Source organism: Streptomyces sp. NPDC051976 (genome assembly GCF_040680795.1).
GTDB lineage: Bacteria > Actinomycetota > Actinomycetes > Streptomycetales > Streptomycetaceae > Actinacidiphila.
Map to the genome: position 1 here is coordinate 156,275 of NZ_JBFAXL010000004.1, position 16,232 is coordinate 172,506.

Annotated in this window: 14 protein-coding genes; 10 read left to right on the forward strand and 4 right to left on the reverse strand. The window is 72.5% G+C overall.

All coding sequences use genetic code 11. The annotated features are described in order from the left end of the window. Positions 1–26 precede the first annotated feature (26 nt). The 3 genes from AB0M29_RS06450 to AB0M29_RS06460 are packed head-to-tail and all read left to right on the forward strand — an operon-like array spanning position 27 to position 3,626. On the forward strand, positions 27–527 hold the full coding sequence (locus tag AB0M29_RS06450) for a PadR family transcriptional regulator (RefSeq protein WP_365379754.1): 501 nt from the start codon (positions 27–29) through the stop codon (positions 525–527). Next, positions 524–1,312, forward strand: coding sequence for an ABC transporter ATP-binding protein (locus AB0M29_RS06455; RefSeq protein WP_365379756.1), 789 nt, complete (start codon positions 524–526; stop codon positions 1,310–1,312). Before AB0M29_RS06450 ends, AB0M29_RS06455 begins: the two co-directional genes overlap by 4 nt. 4 nt (positions 1,313–1,316) lie before the next feature. After that, positions 1,317–3,626 carry an FtsX-like permease family protein gene (locus AB0M29_RS06460; protein WP_365379759.1) on the forward strand — a complete coding sequence of 770 codons (2,310 nt, stop codon included), beginning with the start codon at positions 1,317–1,319 and terminating at the stop codon, positions 3,624–3,626. On the opposite strand, the gene AB0M29_RS06465 is transcribed toward AB0M29_RS06460, so the two are convergent. Together AB0M29_RS06465 and AB0M29_RS06470 are read right to left on the reverse strand one after the other, a co-directional pair. Then, a complete protein-coding gene (locus tag AB0M29_RS06465) occupies positions 3,610–4,053 on the reverse strand; it encodes an ATP-binding protein (protein WP_365379761.1) in 444 nt (147 codons plus the stop codon). The two genes, AB0M29_RS06460 and AB0M29_RS06465, sit on opposite strands and share 17 nt — an antisense overlap. Positions 4,054–4,469: 416 nt before the next feature. Further along, positions 4,470–5,960: an aromatic amino acid ammonia-lyase gene (locus tag AB0M29_RS06470; RefSeq protein ID WP_365379764.1), complete on the reverse strand. Its 1,491-nt coding sequence runs from the start codon at positions 5,958–5,960 to the stop codon at positions 4,470–4,472. Between the two features lie 393 nt (positions 5,961–6,353). On the opposite strand from AB0M29_RS06470, the gene AB0M29_RS06475 reads away from it, so the two are divergent. The 5 genes from AB0M29_RS06475 to AB0M29_RS06495 all read left to right on the forward strand — a co-directional run bounded on the left by AB0M29_RS06475 (position 6,354) and on the right by AB0M29_RS06495 (position 10,776). Then, positions 6,354–7,109, forward strand: a complete 756-nt coding sequence (locus AB0M29_RS06475) for a helix-turn-helix domain-containing protein (protein WP_365379767.1) — start codon at positions 6,354–6,356, stop codon at positions 7,107–7,109. A gap of 7 nt (positions 7,110–7,116) precedes the next feature. After that, positions 7,117–8,265 carry an ABC transporter ATP-binding protein gene (locus AB0M29_RS06480; protein ID WP_365379770.1) on the forward strand — a complete coding sequence of 383 codons (1,149 nt, stop codon included), beginning with the start codon at positions 7,117–7,119 and terminating at the stop codon, positions 8,263–8,265. Further along, the gene (locus tag AB0M29_RS06485; protein ID WP_365379773.1) at positions 8,262–8,972 is read left to right on the forward strand and encodes an ABC transporter permease; all 711 of its coding nucleotides are present in this window, start codon (positions 8,262–8,264) and stop codon (positions 8,970–8,972) included. The genes AB0M29_RS06480 and AB0M29_RS06485 overlap by 4 nt, the downstream gene beginning before the upstream one ends. Next, complete coding sequence (locus AB0M29_RS06490; RefSeq protein ID WP_365379776.1) at positions 8,969–9,730, forward strand: ABC transporter permease; 762 nt, start codon at positions 8,969–8,971, stop codon at positions 9,728–9,730. The genes AB0M29_RS06485 and AB0M29_RS06490 overlap by 4 nt, the downstream gene beginning before the upstream one ends. 71 nt (positions 9,731–9,801) lie before the next feature. Then, positions 9,802–10,776 carry a glycine betaine ABC transporter substrate-binding protein gene (locus AB0M29_RS06495; protein ID WP_365379779.1) on the forward strand — a complete coding sequence of 325 codons (975 nt, stop codon included), beginning with the start codon at positions 9,802–9,804 and terminating at the stop codon, positions 10,774–10,776. A gap of 86 nt (positions 10,777–10,862) precedes the next feature. Here the strand turns inward: AB0M29_RS06495 and AB0M29_RS06500 are convergent, their stop codons facing one another. Together AB0M29_RS06500 and AB0M29_RS06505 are read right to left on the reverse strand one after the other, a co-directional pair. After that, on the reverse strand, positions 10,863–11,462 hold the full coding sequence (locus AB0M29_RS06500) for a cysteine dioxygenase family protein (protein ID WP_365379782.1): 600 nt from the start codon (positions 11,460–11,462) through the stop codon (positions 10,863–10,865). After that, entirely contained in the window at positions 11,459–12,358 is a 900-nt protein-coding gene (locus AB0M29_RS06505) for an amidohydrolase (protein ID WP_365379785.1), read from the reverse strand. The genes AB0M29_RS06500 and AB0M29_RS06505 overlap by 4 nt, the downstream gene beginning before the upstream one ends. Positions 12,359–12,472: 114 nt before the next feature. On the opposite strand from AB0M29_RS06505, the gene AB0M29_RS06510 reads away from it, so the two are divergent. Both AB0M29_RS06510 and AB0M29_RS06515 read left to right on the forward strand, forming a co-directional pair. After that, positions 12,473–13,486: a LacI family DNA-binding transcriptional regulator gene (locus tag AB0M29_RS06510; protein WP_365379788.1), complete on the forward strand. Its 1,014-nt coding sequence runs from the start codon at positions 12,473–12,475 to the stop codon at positions 13,484–13,486. Positions 13,487–13,682: 196 nt separating this feature from the next. Further along, a complete protein-coding gene (locus AB0M29_RS06515; protein WP_365379791.1) occupies positions 13,683–16,202 on the forward strand; it encodes an MFS transporter in 2,520 nt (839 codons plus the stop codon). Positions 16,203–16,232: the final 30 nt, after the last annotated feature.

Genomic DNA, 16,232 nt, shown 5'->3' on the forward strand with positions numbered 1-16,232 from the left:
GTATCCGCGGGAAAGGAGGAGGCATTGTGCGAATGCCTCTCCTCGCACTCCTCGCACGGGGTCCTGCCCATGGATACGAACTCAAGCAGGCCCTCGAAAAGCTTCTGGGCGCAGCCTATCCGTCGCCGAATATTGGGCAGATATATGTTACTCTGGGGCGCCTGGAAAAGGCCAGGCTGATCGAGGGACAGGACGTCGTCCAGGCGAATCGGCCGAACAAACGTATTTACCGGCTGACCCCCGCGGGAGACGAAGCGGTGGCGGGCTGGTTCGAGGAGCTGACCGACGAGCCGCGCGTGCGGGACGAGGTCTTCATGAAGCTCGTCCTGGCCCCCGAGCCCGGCCGCCAGGTGGCGCTGATCAACAAGCAGCGCCGGCATTACCTGAACGCGATGCGGGACCTGTCGAGAATCGCCGCGGCCGAGGATCCGGACAACCGGTTCGCGCACCTGCTCATCGAGGGCGCGATGCTCCACCTGCAAGCCGACCTCGACTGGTTGGAGCGGTGCCAGGAGGAGATGGAATGAGCCGCCAGGTCCGGCAGGACGACGCCGCCGAGACCACCGATTCCGTTCCGGAACCCCTCGTGCGGGCAGCGGGCCTGGTCAAGACCCACCAGGCCAACGGCACCCCCGTCAAGGCCGTACGCGGTGTGGACCTGTGCGTCGGCCGCGGTGAGTTCGTCGCCGTCATGGGGCCCTCCGGGGCGGGCAAGTCCACACTGCTCCACCTGCTGGGGGGCCTCGACCGGCCGGACAGCGGCCGGATCTGGCTGGACGGCCGCGAGGTCGACTCCTTCAGCGAGGCGCGGTGGGCCGTGCTGCGGCGCCGCCGTATCGGCATCGTCTTCCAGTTCTTCAACCTGATCTCCAACCTGACGGTGGCCGACAACATCGAGCTGCCCGCGCTGCTCGCCGGTGCCTCACCCCGGCAGGCCCGCGACAGCCGGACCGAACTGGTCGCCGACCTCGGCCTGGAGGGCAAGGAGGCCAGCATGCCCAGCGAGCTCTCCGGCGGTCAGCAGCAGCGCGTGGCGCTCGCCCGCGCCCTGGTCAACCACCCCGCCCTGCTGCTCGCGGACGAACCCGCGGGCAGCCTGGACAGCAAGGGCACCCGGGAGGTGCTCAGACTGCTCTCCCGCTTCCACTCGCGCGGGCAGACGATCGTGCTGGTGACCCATGACGCGCGGATGGCGAGCGCCGCGGACCGGGTGATCAACCTCTTCGACGGGCGGATCGTGGACGAGACCGTGTTCGGCGGCGACGACCGGGGCACGGGCAGCGTCTCCGGCACGATCGAGCTGAGGGACTGAACCCGTGCGGGCCGCGATCCGCTGGGCACTCGCCGACCTCCGCGCGCAGCGCGGCGAGGCGTTCTTCCTCGTCCTGGCGACGGCCGGGATCATCGTCTCGCTGCTGCTCGCCGGCGCCCTGCTCAACTACGCGGCCAATCCCTGGCAGCGCGTCTTCGCCCAGTCCAACGGCGCCCACGTCTGGATCCACACCAAGGCGACGGCCGACACCGGCGGCCTGGCGGAACTCGGCGGTGTCGCGGCGGTCTCGGGGCCGTACCGCACGGCCACCACCACCATCGAGCGCGGCGGGGTGAGCGCGACGGTGGAGCTGCGCGCCGCGGGGCCGACACCGCCCACGGTGGCCCGTCCGCTGGTCGGCCCCGGCCACTGGCTCGACCCGCGGTCCGGCGACGGTGTCGTACTGGAGAGCTCGGCCGCGCGGGCGCTGTTCGCGGAGCCCGGCGACTCCCTGCGGGTCGCGGCCCCCGGCGGCCCGGCCCGTACCCTGCGCGTCACCGGCGTCGCCGACACCGCGGAGCCGCAGTACCGCGCGGGGGAGACACCGGGCATCGGCTGGGTCCTGCCGGGGACGCTCCGCCTCGTCGAGCCGCGGGCCGACCACCTCGGCCAGACCGTCGGCCTGCGGATCAGCGATCCGCAGGACACCGACTTCACGGTCCAGCGGGCGGTGACCGCGCTCGGCGCGGACCAGGTGACGGACGTCTCCACCTGGCAGCAGGCCCGGGCGGAGGCCACCGGCGGCGACCGGGTCCTCGGGCTGCTGCTGGGGGCCTTCGGTCTCGGCGCGCTGCTGGCCGCGGCCCTGGCCATCGCGGGGGCGATCAGCACCAGGATCCGTGGCCACCTGCGGGACATCTCCATCCTGAAGGCCATCGGCTTCACCCCCGCACAGGTGGTCAGGATGTTCCTGATCGAGCATCTGTCGCTCGCCCTGCTGGGGGTGGGCGCCGGCGCGGTGCTCACCGAGGTCTTCGGCCCGCGGCTGCCCGGCAGGACCGGTGACGCGCTCCAGCTGTGGCAGACCCTCCCCGGTCACGCCTGGATACCCGCCGCCGTACCGGCGGGCGCGCTGCTGCTCATCTCCGCCACGACCGCCGCGGCCGCCTGGCGGGCCGGACGGGTGCCACCGGTGCCCGTCACGCGGGCCGCGGTCCCGTCCGGGCGGCGGATCCCGGGCACGGTCGGGCGGGCCCTGAGGCTGCGGCTGCCGCCGGGCGTGGTGCTCGGATGGCGCGGCGCCTTCCACCGCCCGCTGCGCTCCCTCGGCGCCGTCGGACGGCTCGCGGTGCCGCTGCTGCTCATCACCGTGGCCCTGGGGGCCTGGACCACCCTCGACGACTTCGAGCACCATCCCCAGCAGGTGGGGCTCGCCGCCGCGCTCACGGTGCGCGGCGGCCACCTGGACACGGCCTCCGTACGGCCTCTACTGGCCGGCCGTCCCGAGGTGACCGCGGCCTATCCCGGTGTCGAGGTGGCCGCCCTGGTTCCGGGCCAGACCGGCACGATACGGCTGCGCGGCATCGGCACGGACGGCCGCCCGTACCCCTTCGCCGTCGCCGACGGCCGCCCGCCGAGCGGACCGGACGAGGCGGTGGCGGGTCAGGGGCTGCTGGACCTGATCGACGCCAAGGTCGGAGACTGGGTGCGGATGACCGTCGGGGGCACCCCGCAGATCCTGCACATCGTCGGGCGCAGCATCGAACCGGAGCACAGCGGACGGGTGATCTCCACCTCGCTCGACACCCTGCGCGACCGGGAACCCGCGCTCCAGCCCGACTTCTACCAGCTGGTGCTCAAACCAGGCGCCGATCCCGGAGCGGTCAGGGCCGACCTGGTCCGCAGCACCCACGGCCAGTACGACGTCGTGGAGATCGGCAACCCGGCGGGCGCGCTGTCGTCGGTCCGCGGGGTGATCGTGGGGCTGGTCGTGGTGCTCGGCTTCATCGGTCTGGCCGAACTGTCGACGACCATCGCGGCGATCGAACGGGACCGCCGCCGCGACCTGCTCGCCCTGAAGGCGATCGGGCTGACCCCTCGCCAGATCATGACGGTCATCGTCAGCGGCACGGGCTTCATCGCGCTGGCCGCGAGCGTGGTGGGGATCGCCGCCGGAGTGGTGGCGACCGACTGGCTGATCAATCTCGAAGGCCGGTCCAGCGGCATCGGCTGGGGGATCGCGCAGTCCTCGCCGCCGGTGGTGCTGTGCGCGATCGCCGTGGCGGCGGTCGCGGGCGCGGTCGCCGTCTCGCTGGTGCCCGCGGCCCGGAGCGTGCGCCAGCGACTGGCGGACACGCTCAGCGACACTCTGTAGCGGGAGCCGCGGATCGCAGCGGCGCGACCCGCAGGCCGGCCCGGCAGCGCCATCCGTCGCGCCCGGCGCGGAAGTCCGTCCAACGGGCGAGCTGGTCGACGATGCCGAGGCCGCGGCCGTGCTCGTCCTCGACGTCGTACGCGTCCCCGTCCCCGCCCTGCCTGTCCCCGCACGCGGCGGGAGATACGGGACGCGGGTGGTCGCGCGTCCCCGAGTCGGCGACGTCGATGCACAGGTCCCGGTTCCTCAGGCACAGGCTCACGGTCATGTCCGCTCCGCCGTGCTGGGCCGCGTTGGCCGTCAGCTCCCCGATGATCAGGACGACGGAGTCGAGGTCCTGCTCCGACAGTCCCCAGCGGGACGCGTGCGCGGCGGCGAACCGGCGGGCCTCGCCGACCTGGCACTCCTCGGCCCGGAGCGTGATCACGACACGGCGGGACGCCGTGGCCACCCCCAGCGGCCACCCGACCCCGGACCGGGTCCTGGCCCCGGTGCTCCGGGGAAGTGATGCGGCTCCACACGGTGGGAGGGGGAGAGGGAGGGTGAACGCTGCGGCCATGGTGCGCCTCGCTGGTCTCAGCAGCGGCTCGGGCACCGGGGGATCGCTGTCCGTGGAACTACCGCCACACTCTGTCGGACGACCTGTTATACATACATGTTAGGTATCGCCGGGTGTGTGAGTCAACCCACATTTGCGTGTGAAGTGGCGATTGGGTGGGTATTTGGCGCGTTCTCCCGGTGGTCCGGAAGGCCGGGCTACTCACCTGCTAGGTAGTCGGGCGCCTGGGGTGACGCGCGCGGCCAAGGGTGCGGGGCGACCCGTTCCGGGCCGCCCCCAGGGGGTCACATCTCGGCCAGGGTGTCCAGGAGGCCGCAGGCGCGGGTGACGTCGCCGGTCGGGGGGCGGTCGGTCATCTCGGGGGAGAGGGCCTCGGCGGCCGCGGCGAAGGCGTGGCCGGCCGGGCAGCCGGGGTCGGGGAGGGCGGCGCCCTCGGCGGCCCGCTGGCGCAGCGCCCGGACGGCGGCGACGAGTTCGCAGCCGAGGATCAGCCGGTACGCCTCGGCCGCGCGCAGCGCCTGGCGGGCGGACTGCGACGCGAAGCTGGCCGCCTCCTCCACGCCCCGGGAGAGCACCGCGTGGCCGAGGCTGGCGGGCTGGGCGGCGGTGCGCAGTTCGGCCAGCGCGGCATTGGCGCTGTACTCCAGGATCATCAGCCCGGAGCCCGCGGTCACGTCGTCGGCGAGGAAGGGGCGCAGGCCCGTGAAGTCCGGCTCGCCGAGGATGGCCAGCCGTCCCGCGGACAGCCGCGCCGTCTGGTGCACCGCGAGCGCGAGGTGCTCCAGCGCCTGGCCCGGCAGGGCCGCGAAGAAGCCGCCGTGGTGGTACGCGGCGCCGGTGCCCTCCGGCCCCTCGTCGCTGATCAGCGGATTCTCCGCGGAGGCGTTGAGCTCCACCGCCAGGACCCGCTCGAGCTGGTCGGCGGCCTCCAGCGCGGGCCCGTGCACCTGCGGGAAGCACCGCAGTCCGTACGGGTCCTGGATGCGCCGCACCGGCGGGTGCGGCCGCGGCGGCGCGCCGAGCAGACGGCGGATCTCGGTGGCCGTCCTGACCGCGCCCGGGTACGGCCGGGCCGCGTGCACCGGTTGGGCGTACGCCTCCAGTGACCCGTCCACGGCGTGCAGCGTCAGGGCGGTGACGACCTGAGAGGCGCGCAGCAGGATGCCCAACTCCCAGTGCGCCAGGGCAGCCTGACCGAGCGTCAGGGCGTTGCTGCTGATCAGCGCGAGAGCGTCGCCGGCCGCCAGCGGGACCGCCGCCGGCGCGACGGTCTCGGTGCCCGACCTGTCGAGCCAGGGGTGCTCCCCGGCCAGGGCCAGCCCGGTCTGCGCCAGCGCGGAGAGATCGCCGGTGCCCACGGCCCCGTACTCGTTGACGGCCGGGTGCACCCCCGCGGCGAGCGCGTCGGCGAGCGCGGTGACCACTCCGGGCTGCACCCCGGCCCCGCCCGCCAGGAGCTGGTTGATCCGTACGGCGAGCATGGCCAGCACCTGGCGGCCGGGGAGCAGGTTGCCGATGCCGCCCGCGTGGCTGCGCAGCAACCGCAGTCCGTGGCTCGCCGCGTCCGAGACGCCGACCTCGACCGACCGGTTCGCGCCCACCCCGGTGGTCCGCCCGTACACCCGTCCCGCGGCGACCAGTGTGTCGGCCGTGCGGTAGGCGTGGTCGACGCGTTCCAGCGCCGCGTCGTCCAGCAGCGGCCGGACGGTCCCGTCCGCCAGCCGCACCACGCCCGCGCTGTCGAGCGGCTGCTTGCCCAGAATATGAGACAACATTTCGGATCATCGACTCCAAACGGACGCTTTGTCCCGCGTCGTGGTCTGAAATCAGGAACCATCCGTACGGGAATATTGACTTCCATTCAGTGGGGGACAACTCTGCATGACTATATGCAGAGCGGCAAGGTGGAACGCATGATCCGTTCCACCTCGACGACGGTCGGGGCCGCGCCGTGCGCCACGACGCGTGCGGCGGCGACCAGGCCGGCCCGCGTGACAGCCAGGGCCACAGCCATGGCGAAGGCGGCCGAAGTGTTAAGCGTTCATTACGCTCGTGTGCCGATCTTCCCAGGCGGCGAAAGAACCTTGCCGCCCACCGCTCGGCGTGCGAGCGTACCGCCCAATGGCAAGCCTGTTCTACTGGATGAAAACCTGGCGAGGGGGTGCCCGATGAGCACCGGACCGGTGTCTTCCGAGGTGCCCGGCGAACCGCCGTCCGACGGCGGCGCGTGGCCGTCGGGACGCGCGGCGCCCGCGTCCACCCGGGCCGTCGAACGCGCCATGGGACTGCTGGGCGAGGTCTGCGCCGAGGGCGAGATCACCCTCTCCCAGTGCGCCCGCCGCGCCCGGCTGCCGGTCAGCACCGCGCTGCGCCTGCTGCGCACCCTGGAGGCGTCGGGCTTCGTCCGCCGCGACCCGGCGGGCGCCTACCAGGTGGGCCCCCGGCTCATCCAGCTCGGCGCCGCCGCGCTCGGACGGCAGGGACTGGTGCGGCTGGCGGAACCGGCGCTGCGCCGTATCGTCGCCTCCACCGGTGAGTCCGCCTACCTCGGCATGGCCGGTGCCCAGGGGACCGCCATCTACGTGGCGACGGTGGAGGGCACCCACTCGGTACGGCACACCAGTTGGGTCGGGCGGGCCGTGCCGCTCTCCGACGGCGCACTGGGCGCAGCGCTCAGCGGCCTGACCCCGGCCGTGGGCTACATCGCGGAACGCGGCCGGACGGAGCCCGACGTGACCGCCGTCTCCGCACCCGTTCCACGCCCCGGCGGCATCGCCGGAGCCATCAGCCTGCTCGGTCCCAGCTACCGCATCGACGACGACGCCATGCACGCCTACGGGCGCATCGTCGCCCGCGAGGCCCGCGCGCTGGCCGATCAACTCGGGCTTGACAGCACAGATCAAAAGCTCAGACGGGAAAGGTGAACGCCTTGTGATTCGCTTCGAGTCGGTTACGAAAACTTACCCGGACGGGACGGTCGCGGTCGACCGGCTCGACCTGGTGGCGCCCTCGGGCGAGATCACGGTCCTGGTCGGGCCGTCGGGCTGCGGGAAGACCACCAGCCTGCGGATGATCAACCGCATGATCGAGCCGACCAGCGGGCGGATCCTGCTGGACGACCGCGACACGGCCTCGGTCCCCTCGCACGAACTGCGCCGCGGCATCGGCTATGTCATCCAGCACGCGGGCCTGTTCCCGCACCGCACCATCATCGACAACGTGGCGACCGTGCCCCTGCTGCTCGGCGAGGACAAGAAGGCGGCCAGGGCCCGCGCGTACGAACTGCTCGAACGCGTCGGCCTGCCCGCGCACTTCGCCAAGCGCTACCCGGCGCAGCTCTCCGGCGGCCAGCAGCAGCGCGTCGGTGTGGCCAGGGCGCTGGCCGCCGACCCGCCGGTGATGCTGATGGACGAGCCGTTCAGCGCCGTGGACCCGGTGGTACGCGACCAGTTGCAGAACGAGTTCCTGCGGCTGCAGTCGGAACTGGGCAAGACCATCGTGTTCGTCACCCACGACATCGACGAGGCCATCAAGCTCGGCGACAAGGTGGCCGTGCTCCGGGTCGGCGGCCACCTCGCCCAACTGGCCTCCCCCGCCGAGCTGCTGTCCAAGCCCGCGGACGCCTTCGTGGCGGGCTTCGTCGGCCGTGACCGCGGCTACCGCGCACTCGGCTTCGCCGGCGCGGGCAGCATGCCGCTGCACTCCGAGAAGACCGCACGCGTCGGCTGGGAACTCGGCCGCGCCCGGGACCACGCCGAGGACGGCTGGGTGCTCGTCACGGACGACGACGCCCAGCCGCAGGGCTGGCTGCGTGTCGACGGCGACGGCGACGCCTCCGCGGAGGTGACCCCCGGCGGGCTCAACCTCGGCGGCACCCTCGCCGTGGAGAGCGGCACCCTGCGCGAGATCCTGGACGCCGCGCTGTCCTCGCCCAGCGGCCGCGGTGTCGTGGTCGACGAGGACGGACGGCTGCTCGGCACCGTCACCGCCTCGCAGGTGCTGGCGAAGATCGAGGAGCAGCGCCTGGCGGCCGGGCCGCGGCCGGACGGCGACGCCCTGGTGAAGGACGGCGCGCAGTGACGGGCCGCCTCACCGGCCTCGCCGGCTCCGACTCCTCGCCCTGGAAGATGTTCAGCTACTTCAGCGACCACCAGCACGACGTGCTCAACTGGCTCTGGTACCACACCTGGCTGTCGACCCTGCCGATCGTGCTGGGCCTGCTGATCTCGCTGCCGCTCGGCTGGCTGGCCAACCGCCACAAGTGGGCGTACCCGCCGCTGATCACCGTCACCGGGCTGCTCTACACCATCCCGTCGATCGCGCTCTTCGTCTCGATGCCGGGCCTGATCGGCACCCAGATCCTCGACCCGATCAACGTGGCGGTGGCGCTGACCGTCTACACCGTCGCGCTGCTGGTCCGCGTCGTGGCCGACGGGCTCGCCGCGGTGCCCGAGGACGTGGCACAGGCCGCGACCGCGATGGGCCTGACCCGGCGGCAGCGGCTGACGAAGGTGGAACTGCCGCTGGCCGTCCCGGTGATCGCCTCCGGCGTACGGGTCGCGGTGGTGGCCAACGTCTCCCTGGTGGCCGTCGCGGGCACCATCGGCGTCCCCGAACTGGGCCAGTTGTTCACCACCGGCTTCCAACTGTCGGTCGACGGACCGTACTACCCGCCGATCGCGCTCGGCATCGTGCTGTGCGTGCTGCTCGCCCTGGCCCTCGACGGCCTGGTCGTGCTGGCGAACTGGCTGACGACCCCGTGGCGCAGGGCGGTGAAGGGCGCATGATCAAGTGGCTGAACGATCCGCTGAACTGGACCATGAGCGGCGGAATCCTGGACCAGCTCAGGTCCCATCTGGTCTACTCGCTGATCGCCCTGGCGATCGCCCTGGTGCTGGCACTGCCCGCGGGACTGCTCATCGGCCACACCGGCCGGGGAAGGTGGATCATCTCCACGGCCAACGCGGTGCGCGCCCTGCCCGTCGTGGGCCTGCTGATCCTGCTGTACGTGGCGCTCTCGCCGCACATCCACAGCCGGGGCAGCTCCCCGTATCTCATCCCGACCGAGACCGTGCTGGTGCTGATGGCCATCCCGCCGATCCTGTCGAGCACGTACGCCGGTGTCGAGAACGTCGATCCGGCGGTGCGTGACGCGGCGGCCGGGATGGGGATGCGCGGCGGACAGGTGGTGCGCCAGGTCGAGTTCCCCAACGCGCTGCCGCTGATCTTCTCCGGGTTCCGCAGCGCCGCCCTCCAGGTGATCGCCACCGCGACGGTCGCCGCGTACCTCGGTCTCGGCGGTCTCGGCCGCTTCGTCTACGACGGCCAGGCCAGCCAGGACCACGCGATGCGGGACGCCGGGGCGCTGCTCGTCGCGCTGCTGGCGGTCGCCGTCGACGTCACCCTCTCCCTCGCCCAGCGGTTCGCGGTGTCCAGGGGCGTGTCCGGCCGCTTCTCCCGCAAGTCGACCTCGGGTCCCGTCGGGGCCGCCGTGACCGAGGCGGAGAAAACCGCGGGCGCCCCGCCGCAAGCCGCGGCAGTATGACGCGGCGCCACCCGGGAACACACCTTCTCACTGATCATGTTGCTCACGTTGACCACCGAAAAGGAGACACCATGAACCGCGTCGCGAAGCGAGCGGCCACGCTCGCCCTCGCCGGAGCCTCGGCACTGGCTCTCGCCGCCTGCGGAGCCAGCGGCAGCAGTGGCAGTTCGAGTACCAGCGGCGGCTCGTCCAGTAGTACGGGCGGCGGTGCCACCGTCGCCAGCAAGCTGACGATGGGCGGCCCACCGGAGCTGAAGACCCGTGTCGACGGTCTGCCCGGCCTGAAGAAGACGTACAACGTCGTCTTCGGCACGTACAAGTCGCTGGACGCCGGTGGCCCGCTGACCATCAACGCCCTGAAGAACGGCCAGATCGACGCCGGCGACATCTTCACCACCGACCCCTCGATAAAGGCGAACGGCTTCGTCGTCCTCGACGACCCCAAGAGCCTCTACGCGGCGCAGAACGTGCTGCCGCTGATCACCAAGGCCAAGGCCACCCCGGGTGTGAAGTCCACGCTCAAGGCGGTCTCCGACAAGCTCGACACCACCGGGCTCGCGGACCTGGACACCAAGGTCATCTCCGACAAGCAGGACCCGGCCAAGGTCGCCAAGGAGTGGCTGAAGGCGCAGGGCCTGGACACCCCCGGCACCGCCGCCTCCGGTGTGTCGATCACGGTCGGCTCGGCCAACTTCCAGGAGAACGTGGTCCTCGCGCAGATCTACGCCGAGGCACTACGGGACCAGGGCGCCAAGATCAGCACCAAGCTGAACATCGGCAGCCGTGAGACCTACATCCCCGGTCTCAAGGACGGTTCGATCGACCTCATCCCCGAGTACAGCGGCGTGCTGCTGCAGTACTTCGACAAGACGTCGACCGCGGCGACCTCGGCCGACGTCTACACGGCGCTGCAGAAGGCGACTCCGGCCCCGCTCATCGTCCTCGACCAGTCGACGGCCGAGGACCGGGACGCCATCGTCGTCACCAAGGAGACCGCGGCCAAGTACCACCTCAAGGAGATCGGGGACCTCGCCAAGACCAGCTGAGGCCCCTCACCCCCCGGCCCGGACATCTCGGGCCGGCCGTACGCGAACCGCTGCCGCCCGCCGGCGACCCGGTCCGAGCACCGCGCTCAGGCCATGTCGTCGAGCGGGCGCAGTTCGTCCGCGTACGACACGGAGGTACGGCGCAGGATGCCGGTACGGCTGACCGCGTACTGCCCCATCCGCCACAGCGGCGGCGAATAGGCGTGGATCGACACGCTGCCGGGGTCGCGCCCGGTGAGCCGGTGGATGTGGTCGGGGCCGAAGCTGTAGACCTGCCCGGCCGGGACCTCGGTGGCCAGACTGGGCACGTCCACGGCCAGGTTGTGCTCGACGAGCGTCCCCTCGGCCACCGCGACGGCGCCCGAGGAGATGTCGTGGTCGTGCCAGCCGGTGTCGCTCTGCGGCGTCCAGCACAGCACCCAGACGTCGACATGGGCGTCGCGGTGCAGCGAGACGTAGTGCCGCTGGTCGCCGTCGAAGACGACGTGCTGCCGCCACAGGTCGCTGTTCCCGGCCACCGAGCAGGCCAGCTCCAGCAGTTCGCGCTTGTCGAGGTCCCGTTCCGGGAGGGTGTCGAGCGTGACGGAGGCGCGGACCTCACGCCAGGGTTCGGCGTGGCCGACGGGGGCGGAGTCAAGGTCCTCGGGAGCCGTCGTGGCCTCGGGAGACGTCGTAGCGGTGGTCACGGTCGAACCCCTTCCATGAGGTGGAGCGGATTGCGGACGCGGACGGCGAACTCCGCCGCCGCGCCCATGCACGGGTCGGTCGGTGTGGCGTACGGCCGGTCGCTGCCCAGGACGAGGGCGTCGATGCCCAGCACCCGGACCACGGCGTCCAGCCCCTGGCGGCCGTAGGAGGAGGTGTCCACGAAGACACCGGGGTCGGGCCGGAGCGGCCCGCCGCCCCGCATGGCCATCCGCTCGTGGTGCACCGGGGCCAGGCCCGCCGCCGCCACGAAGCAGATCCGCAAGGCCGGCAGGAGCGCCCGCCCCGCCAGGTGCCACGACCACCAGGCCGCCTGGAGCTGACCCACGTACCCGACCACCGCGGGCCACCAGGCGGGCAGCGGTTCCGCCGCCGCGGGTTCGGGGCCCGGGTGGACGAGTACCGGCTTGCCCGCGGCCTCCGCGACCGCGAGCAGCGGCGCCAGCCGCTCCAGCGCCCGCGGGGTGGCCAGCGCGGTCGCCGGCACCTGAAGGCCGATCAACCGGCCGGAGAGCAGGGCGGCGAGACCGCCGGTGTCCGGTTCCGTGAGGTGCGCGGAGGCCCAGCCGGCGAACGGCTCGGGCAGCTCCAGCACCCCCGAGTGCCACGCGTCCAGCAGCGGGGCGGCCTCGTCGGGAGGCAGCGACTCGATGCCCAGCGGACTGGACAGCGACAGCGCGATCCGCCGCAACTCCGGGTCCAGTCCGGCCCGCAGCACCGGGTCGTGGTCCCGCGGCGCCACTTCGTACGGCGGTTCACCGGCCAGGTGCAGGGTCCAGCCGTCGAGGAAGGGCGGCCGGTCGCGGGCCCGCAGCTCCTCGATGAAGGCGGTCGGCCACAGGTGCTGGTGGACATCGGTCGCACCCTGCTCTGACATGGTCCCCTCTCTGCGGTGAAGCGCTTCACTGAAACGCATCAGTGATGCGCCTCAGTGAAGCGCTTCACCGGACTTCCCGTCAAGACGGCAACCGCCGATGGCTAGACTGACGGCGTGCCGAATCGTCCACCGCGCGTCACCCAGCGCGACGTCGCTGAGGAGACCGGGCTGTCCGTCGCCACGGTGTCCTACGCGCTGCGGGGGATGCAGGTGCCGCCGGAGACCCAGCAGCGCGTACGGGAAGCGGCCGAACGCCTCGGCTACCAGGCCGATCCCATCGCCCGCGCGCTCGCCTCGGGCCGCACCGACTACATCGGCGTGCTCTGCCGGTCGCTCACCGACGTCTGGCAGCAGGGCACCGCGGCCGCGCTCGGCCGCGCGCTGCTCGAAGTCGGCCGCCACGCCCTGATCGTCGACGCGTCCAACGACGCGGCCCTGGAGGCGACACTCGCCTCCCAACTGGCCGACCAGCGCGTGGACGCGCTCATCGTGCTGCCGGTCGACCCGATGGCCGCGCACTGGGCGGACGTCGCCCAGCGCACCGTCCTCATCTCCATCGGCGACGGGCTGCCGGGCGCCAGCGCGCACGCGGAGGTCGTCTTCGACAACGAAGCCGGGATCACCGACGCGCTGCACGGGCTGGCCGAGTACGGCCACCGCCGGATCGCGGTCATGACCCCCGGCGGCCTGACCACACCCGACCGGCCCGCCGAACTGGTCGCCGACCGGGTCGCCCACGGGCTGGGGCTGCACGTCACCCTGCACCGCTCGCCGCACGACCTGGACGGCTCCGCGGCCGTCGCCCGCGCGGTGCTCACCGGGCCCGAACCGCCGACCGCCTTCCTGTGCATGGCCGACTCGATGGCGTACGGCGTCTATTCGGGCGCCCGCGAACTGGGCATGTCGGTGCCCGACGACATCTCGGTCGTCGGCTACGACGACCATCCGCTGTCCCGGCTGCTGACCCCGCCGCTGTCCACCTACCGCTGGCCGGTGGAGCTGCTGGTGGACCTGGTCATCGAACGCACCGTCAAGGCGATCAGCGGGGGCAGGCGCAGCCGGCGCAAGGTGCTGCCCCCGACCTCCCAGCCCCGCGGCTCGGTCGGCCCGCCGCCCGCACCGCGGTGACGCCCGTACGCCCGTGACGCCCGCACTGCCATGACGCCGTTCTCGCGGCCGTGATGCCCGTACACGCGGTGAACACCCCACACGAACGGGTGGTTTCGCCTACTTCCTGAGAATCACCGCGCTTGCCCGTCGTTGTCGCCTAATGCGGGAAATCGGCGGCGAGGCAGGCGAGGCGGGAGTGGCGAGGGAAGTGACAGTGGGTGGCAGCACGCTGATCGAGGATCCGGCGGCATCGGTGCCCGGGGAGCCGGGCGGCCCCCCTGAACCCCCCTCCGGACCCGCCGCCGACCTCACCCCGCGCCGGGTCAGACTGGTCTTCCTCGGCCTGATGCTGGCGCTGCTCCTCGCCGCGCTCGACCAGATGATCGTGGCCACCGCCCTGCCGAAGATCGTCGGCGAGCTGCACGGCCTCGACAAGATGTCCTGGGTCGTCACCGCCTACCTGCTGGCGTCCACCATCGGGCTGCCCATCTACGGCAAGCTCGGCGACCTCCTCGGCCGCAAGGTGGTCTTCCAGTTCGCCATCCTGGTCTTCGTCGTCGGCTCCGCGCTCGCCGCCTGGTCGCGCACCATGGACGAGCTGATCGCCTTCCGCGCCGTCCAGGGCATCGGCGGCGGCGGCCTCATGATCGGCGTGCAGGCGATCATGGCCGACATCGTGCCGCCGCGGGAGCGCGGCCGCTACATGGGCCTGATCGGCGCCGCCTTCGGCCTCGCCTCGGTCGCCGGGCCGCTGCTCGGCGGCTTCTTCACCGACCACGCCTCCTGGCGCTGGTGCTTCGCCGTCAACGTGCCCTTCGGCCTCGCCACCCTGATCGTCATCAGCATGGTGCTGCGGCTGCCCAGGCCGGGCGTACGGCCCCGGCTCGACGTCGCCGGCGCGCTGCTGCTGGCCGCGGGCTCCACCTGCCTGGTGCTGCTGACCACCTGGGGCGGATCGACGTACGGCTGGCGGTCCCGCGAGATCCTCGGGCTCGGCGCCGGCGCGGTGGTCTGCGGGGCGCTCTTCGTCGTGGTCGAGCGCTTCGCGGCGGAACCGATCATCCCGCTGCGGCTGTTCCGCGACGGCGTGTTCACTACGACCGCCCTCATCGGCGGTGTCGTCGGCGTCGCCCTGTTCGGTGCGGCCAGCTATCTGCCGACGTTCCTGCAGATGGTGGACGGCGCCAGCGCCACCGGCTCCGGCCTGCTCATGCTGCCGATGATGCTCGGCGTGGTCCTCGCCTCCATCGTCGGCGGGCAGTTGATCAGCCGCACCGGGCGCTACAAGATCTTCCCGATCCTCGGCGGCGCCCTCTCCGCGGTCGGCATGTGGCTGCTGTCGCGGCTGGGCGAGCACACCCCGCGGGCCGAGTACAGCGTGTACATGGCCGTGCTCGGCCTCGGCATCGGCATGGTGCTGCCCGTACTGGTGCTCGCCGTGCAGAATTCGGTGCGGCCCGCCGACATCGGCTCGGCGACCAGCGCCAACAACTACTTCCGGCAGATCGGCGGTTCGGTCGGAGCGGCCGTCTTCGGCACGCTCTTCGCCAACCGCCTCACCAAGCGCCTCGCCGTCGAACTCCCGCACGGCGCCCGGCTGCCCGACCCCCAGTCGGTCACCCCGCAACTGGTCCGCACGCTCCCCGCGCCGGTACGCGACGGCTACATCCACGCCTACGCCGACGCGATGCCGCGGATCTTCCTCTACCTGGTGCCGGTGCTCGTCCTCGGCTTCCTCTTCGCCTTCCTCCTCAAGGAGAAACCCCTGGTGTCCCAGTCCGGTCCCGCCTCCCCGCCGTCCTTCGACGGCGCCACCGCCCCCGGGGCGGCCCGCAGCGACACCCTCCGGCCCTTCGACGGCACAAGCGGCTCAGGCCGCGCCGGTGGCCTCGGCGGCCTCGGCGGCGGCGTGGACGGCACAGGGGCCGCCGACGGCACCGACGGGGGCTTCCCCGGCGCCCGGCGGGCGCACATCGGCGGCATCCCGGTCTGCGGCACCGTCCAGCACTCCGACGGCAGCACCGTGGGCCGCGCCGCCCTCACCCTGATCGACATCGCCGGGCGCCAGATCGGCCGCGGCGCCACCACCGACGACGGGCGGTACGCGTTGAGCACGCCGGGCAGCGGCAGTTACGTCCTGATCGCCGCCGCGGGCGGCCACCAGCCGCAGGCCGTGAGCGTCACGGTGGGGGACCGCCCGGTCGAGCTGGACGTGGTGCTCGGCGGCGCGGGACGCCTCGCGGGAGCGGTGCGCACCGCGGACGGCACCCCGGTCAGGGACGCCATCGTCACCCTCACCGACGTCCGCGGCGACGTGGTCGCGTCGGCCCGCAGCGGACGCGAGGGGGTGTACGTACTGGCCGAGCTGGTGGCGGGGGAGTACACCCTGGCCGCCACCGCGACCGCCTTCCGGCCCGCGGCGCTCCCGGTGTCGGTCCAGGCCGCCAGGGAGACCCGGCAGGACGTGGAGCTGGCGGGCGGCGCGATGCTGCGCGGGACCGTACGCGCGACCGGCGGGCGGCTGGTGGAGGACGCCCGCGTCACCCTGCTCGACGCGGGCGGCAACGTCGTGGACTCGGTGATCACCGGCGCGGACGGGCACTTCCGCTTCGTCGACCTCGCCGCCGGTGAGTACACGGTGATCGCCGCGGGCTACCCGCCGGTCGCCACCGTCCTGCAGGTCGCGGGCGGCGGTCGCACCGAGCGCGACCTCCAGCTCGGCCACGCCGACTGAGAGGGGCGCCGCCGCCCCGTAGGATCCGCC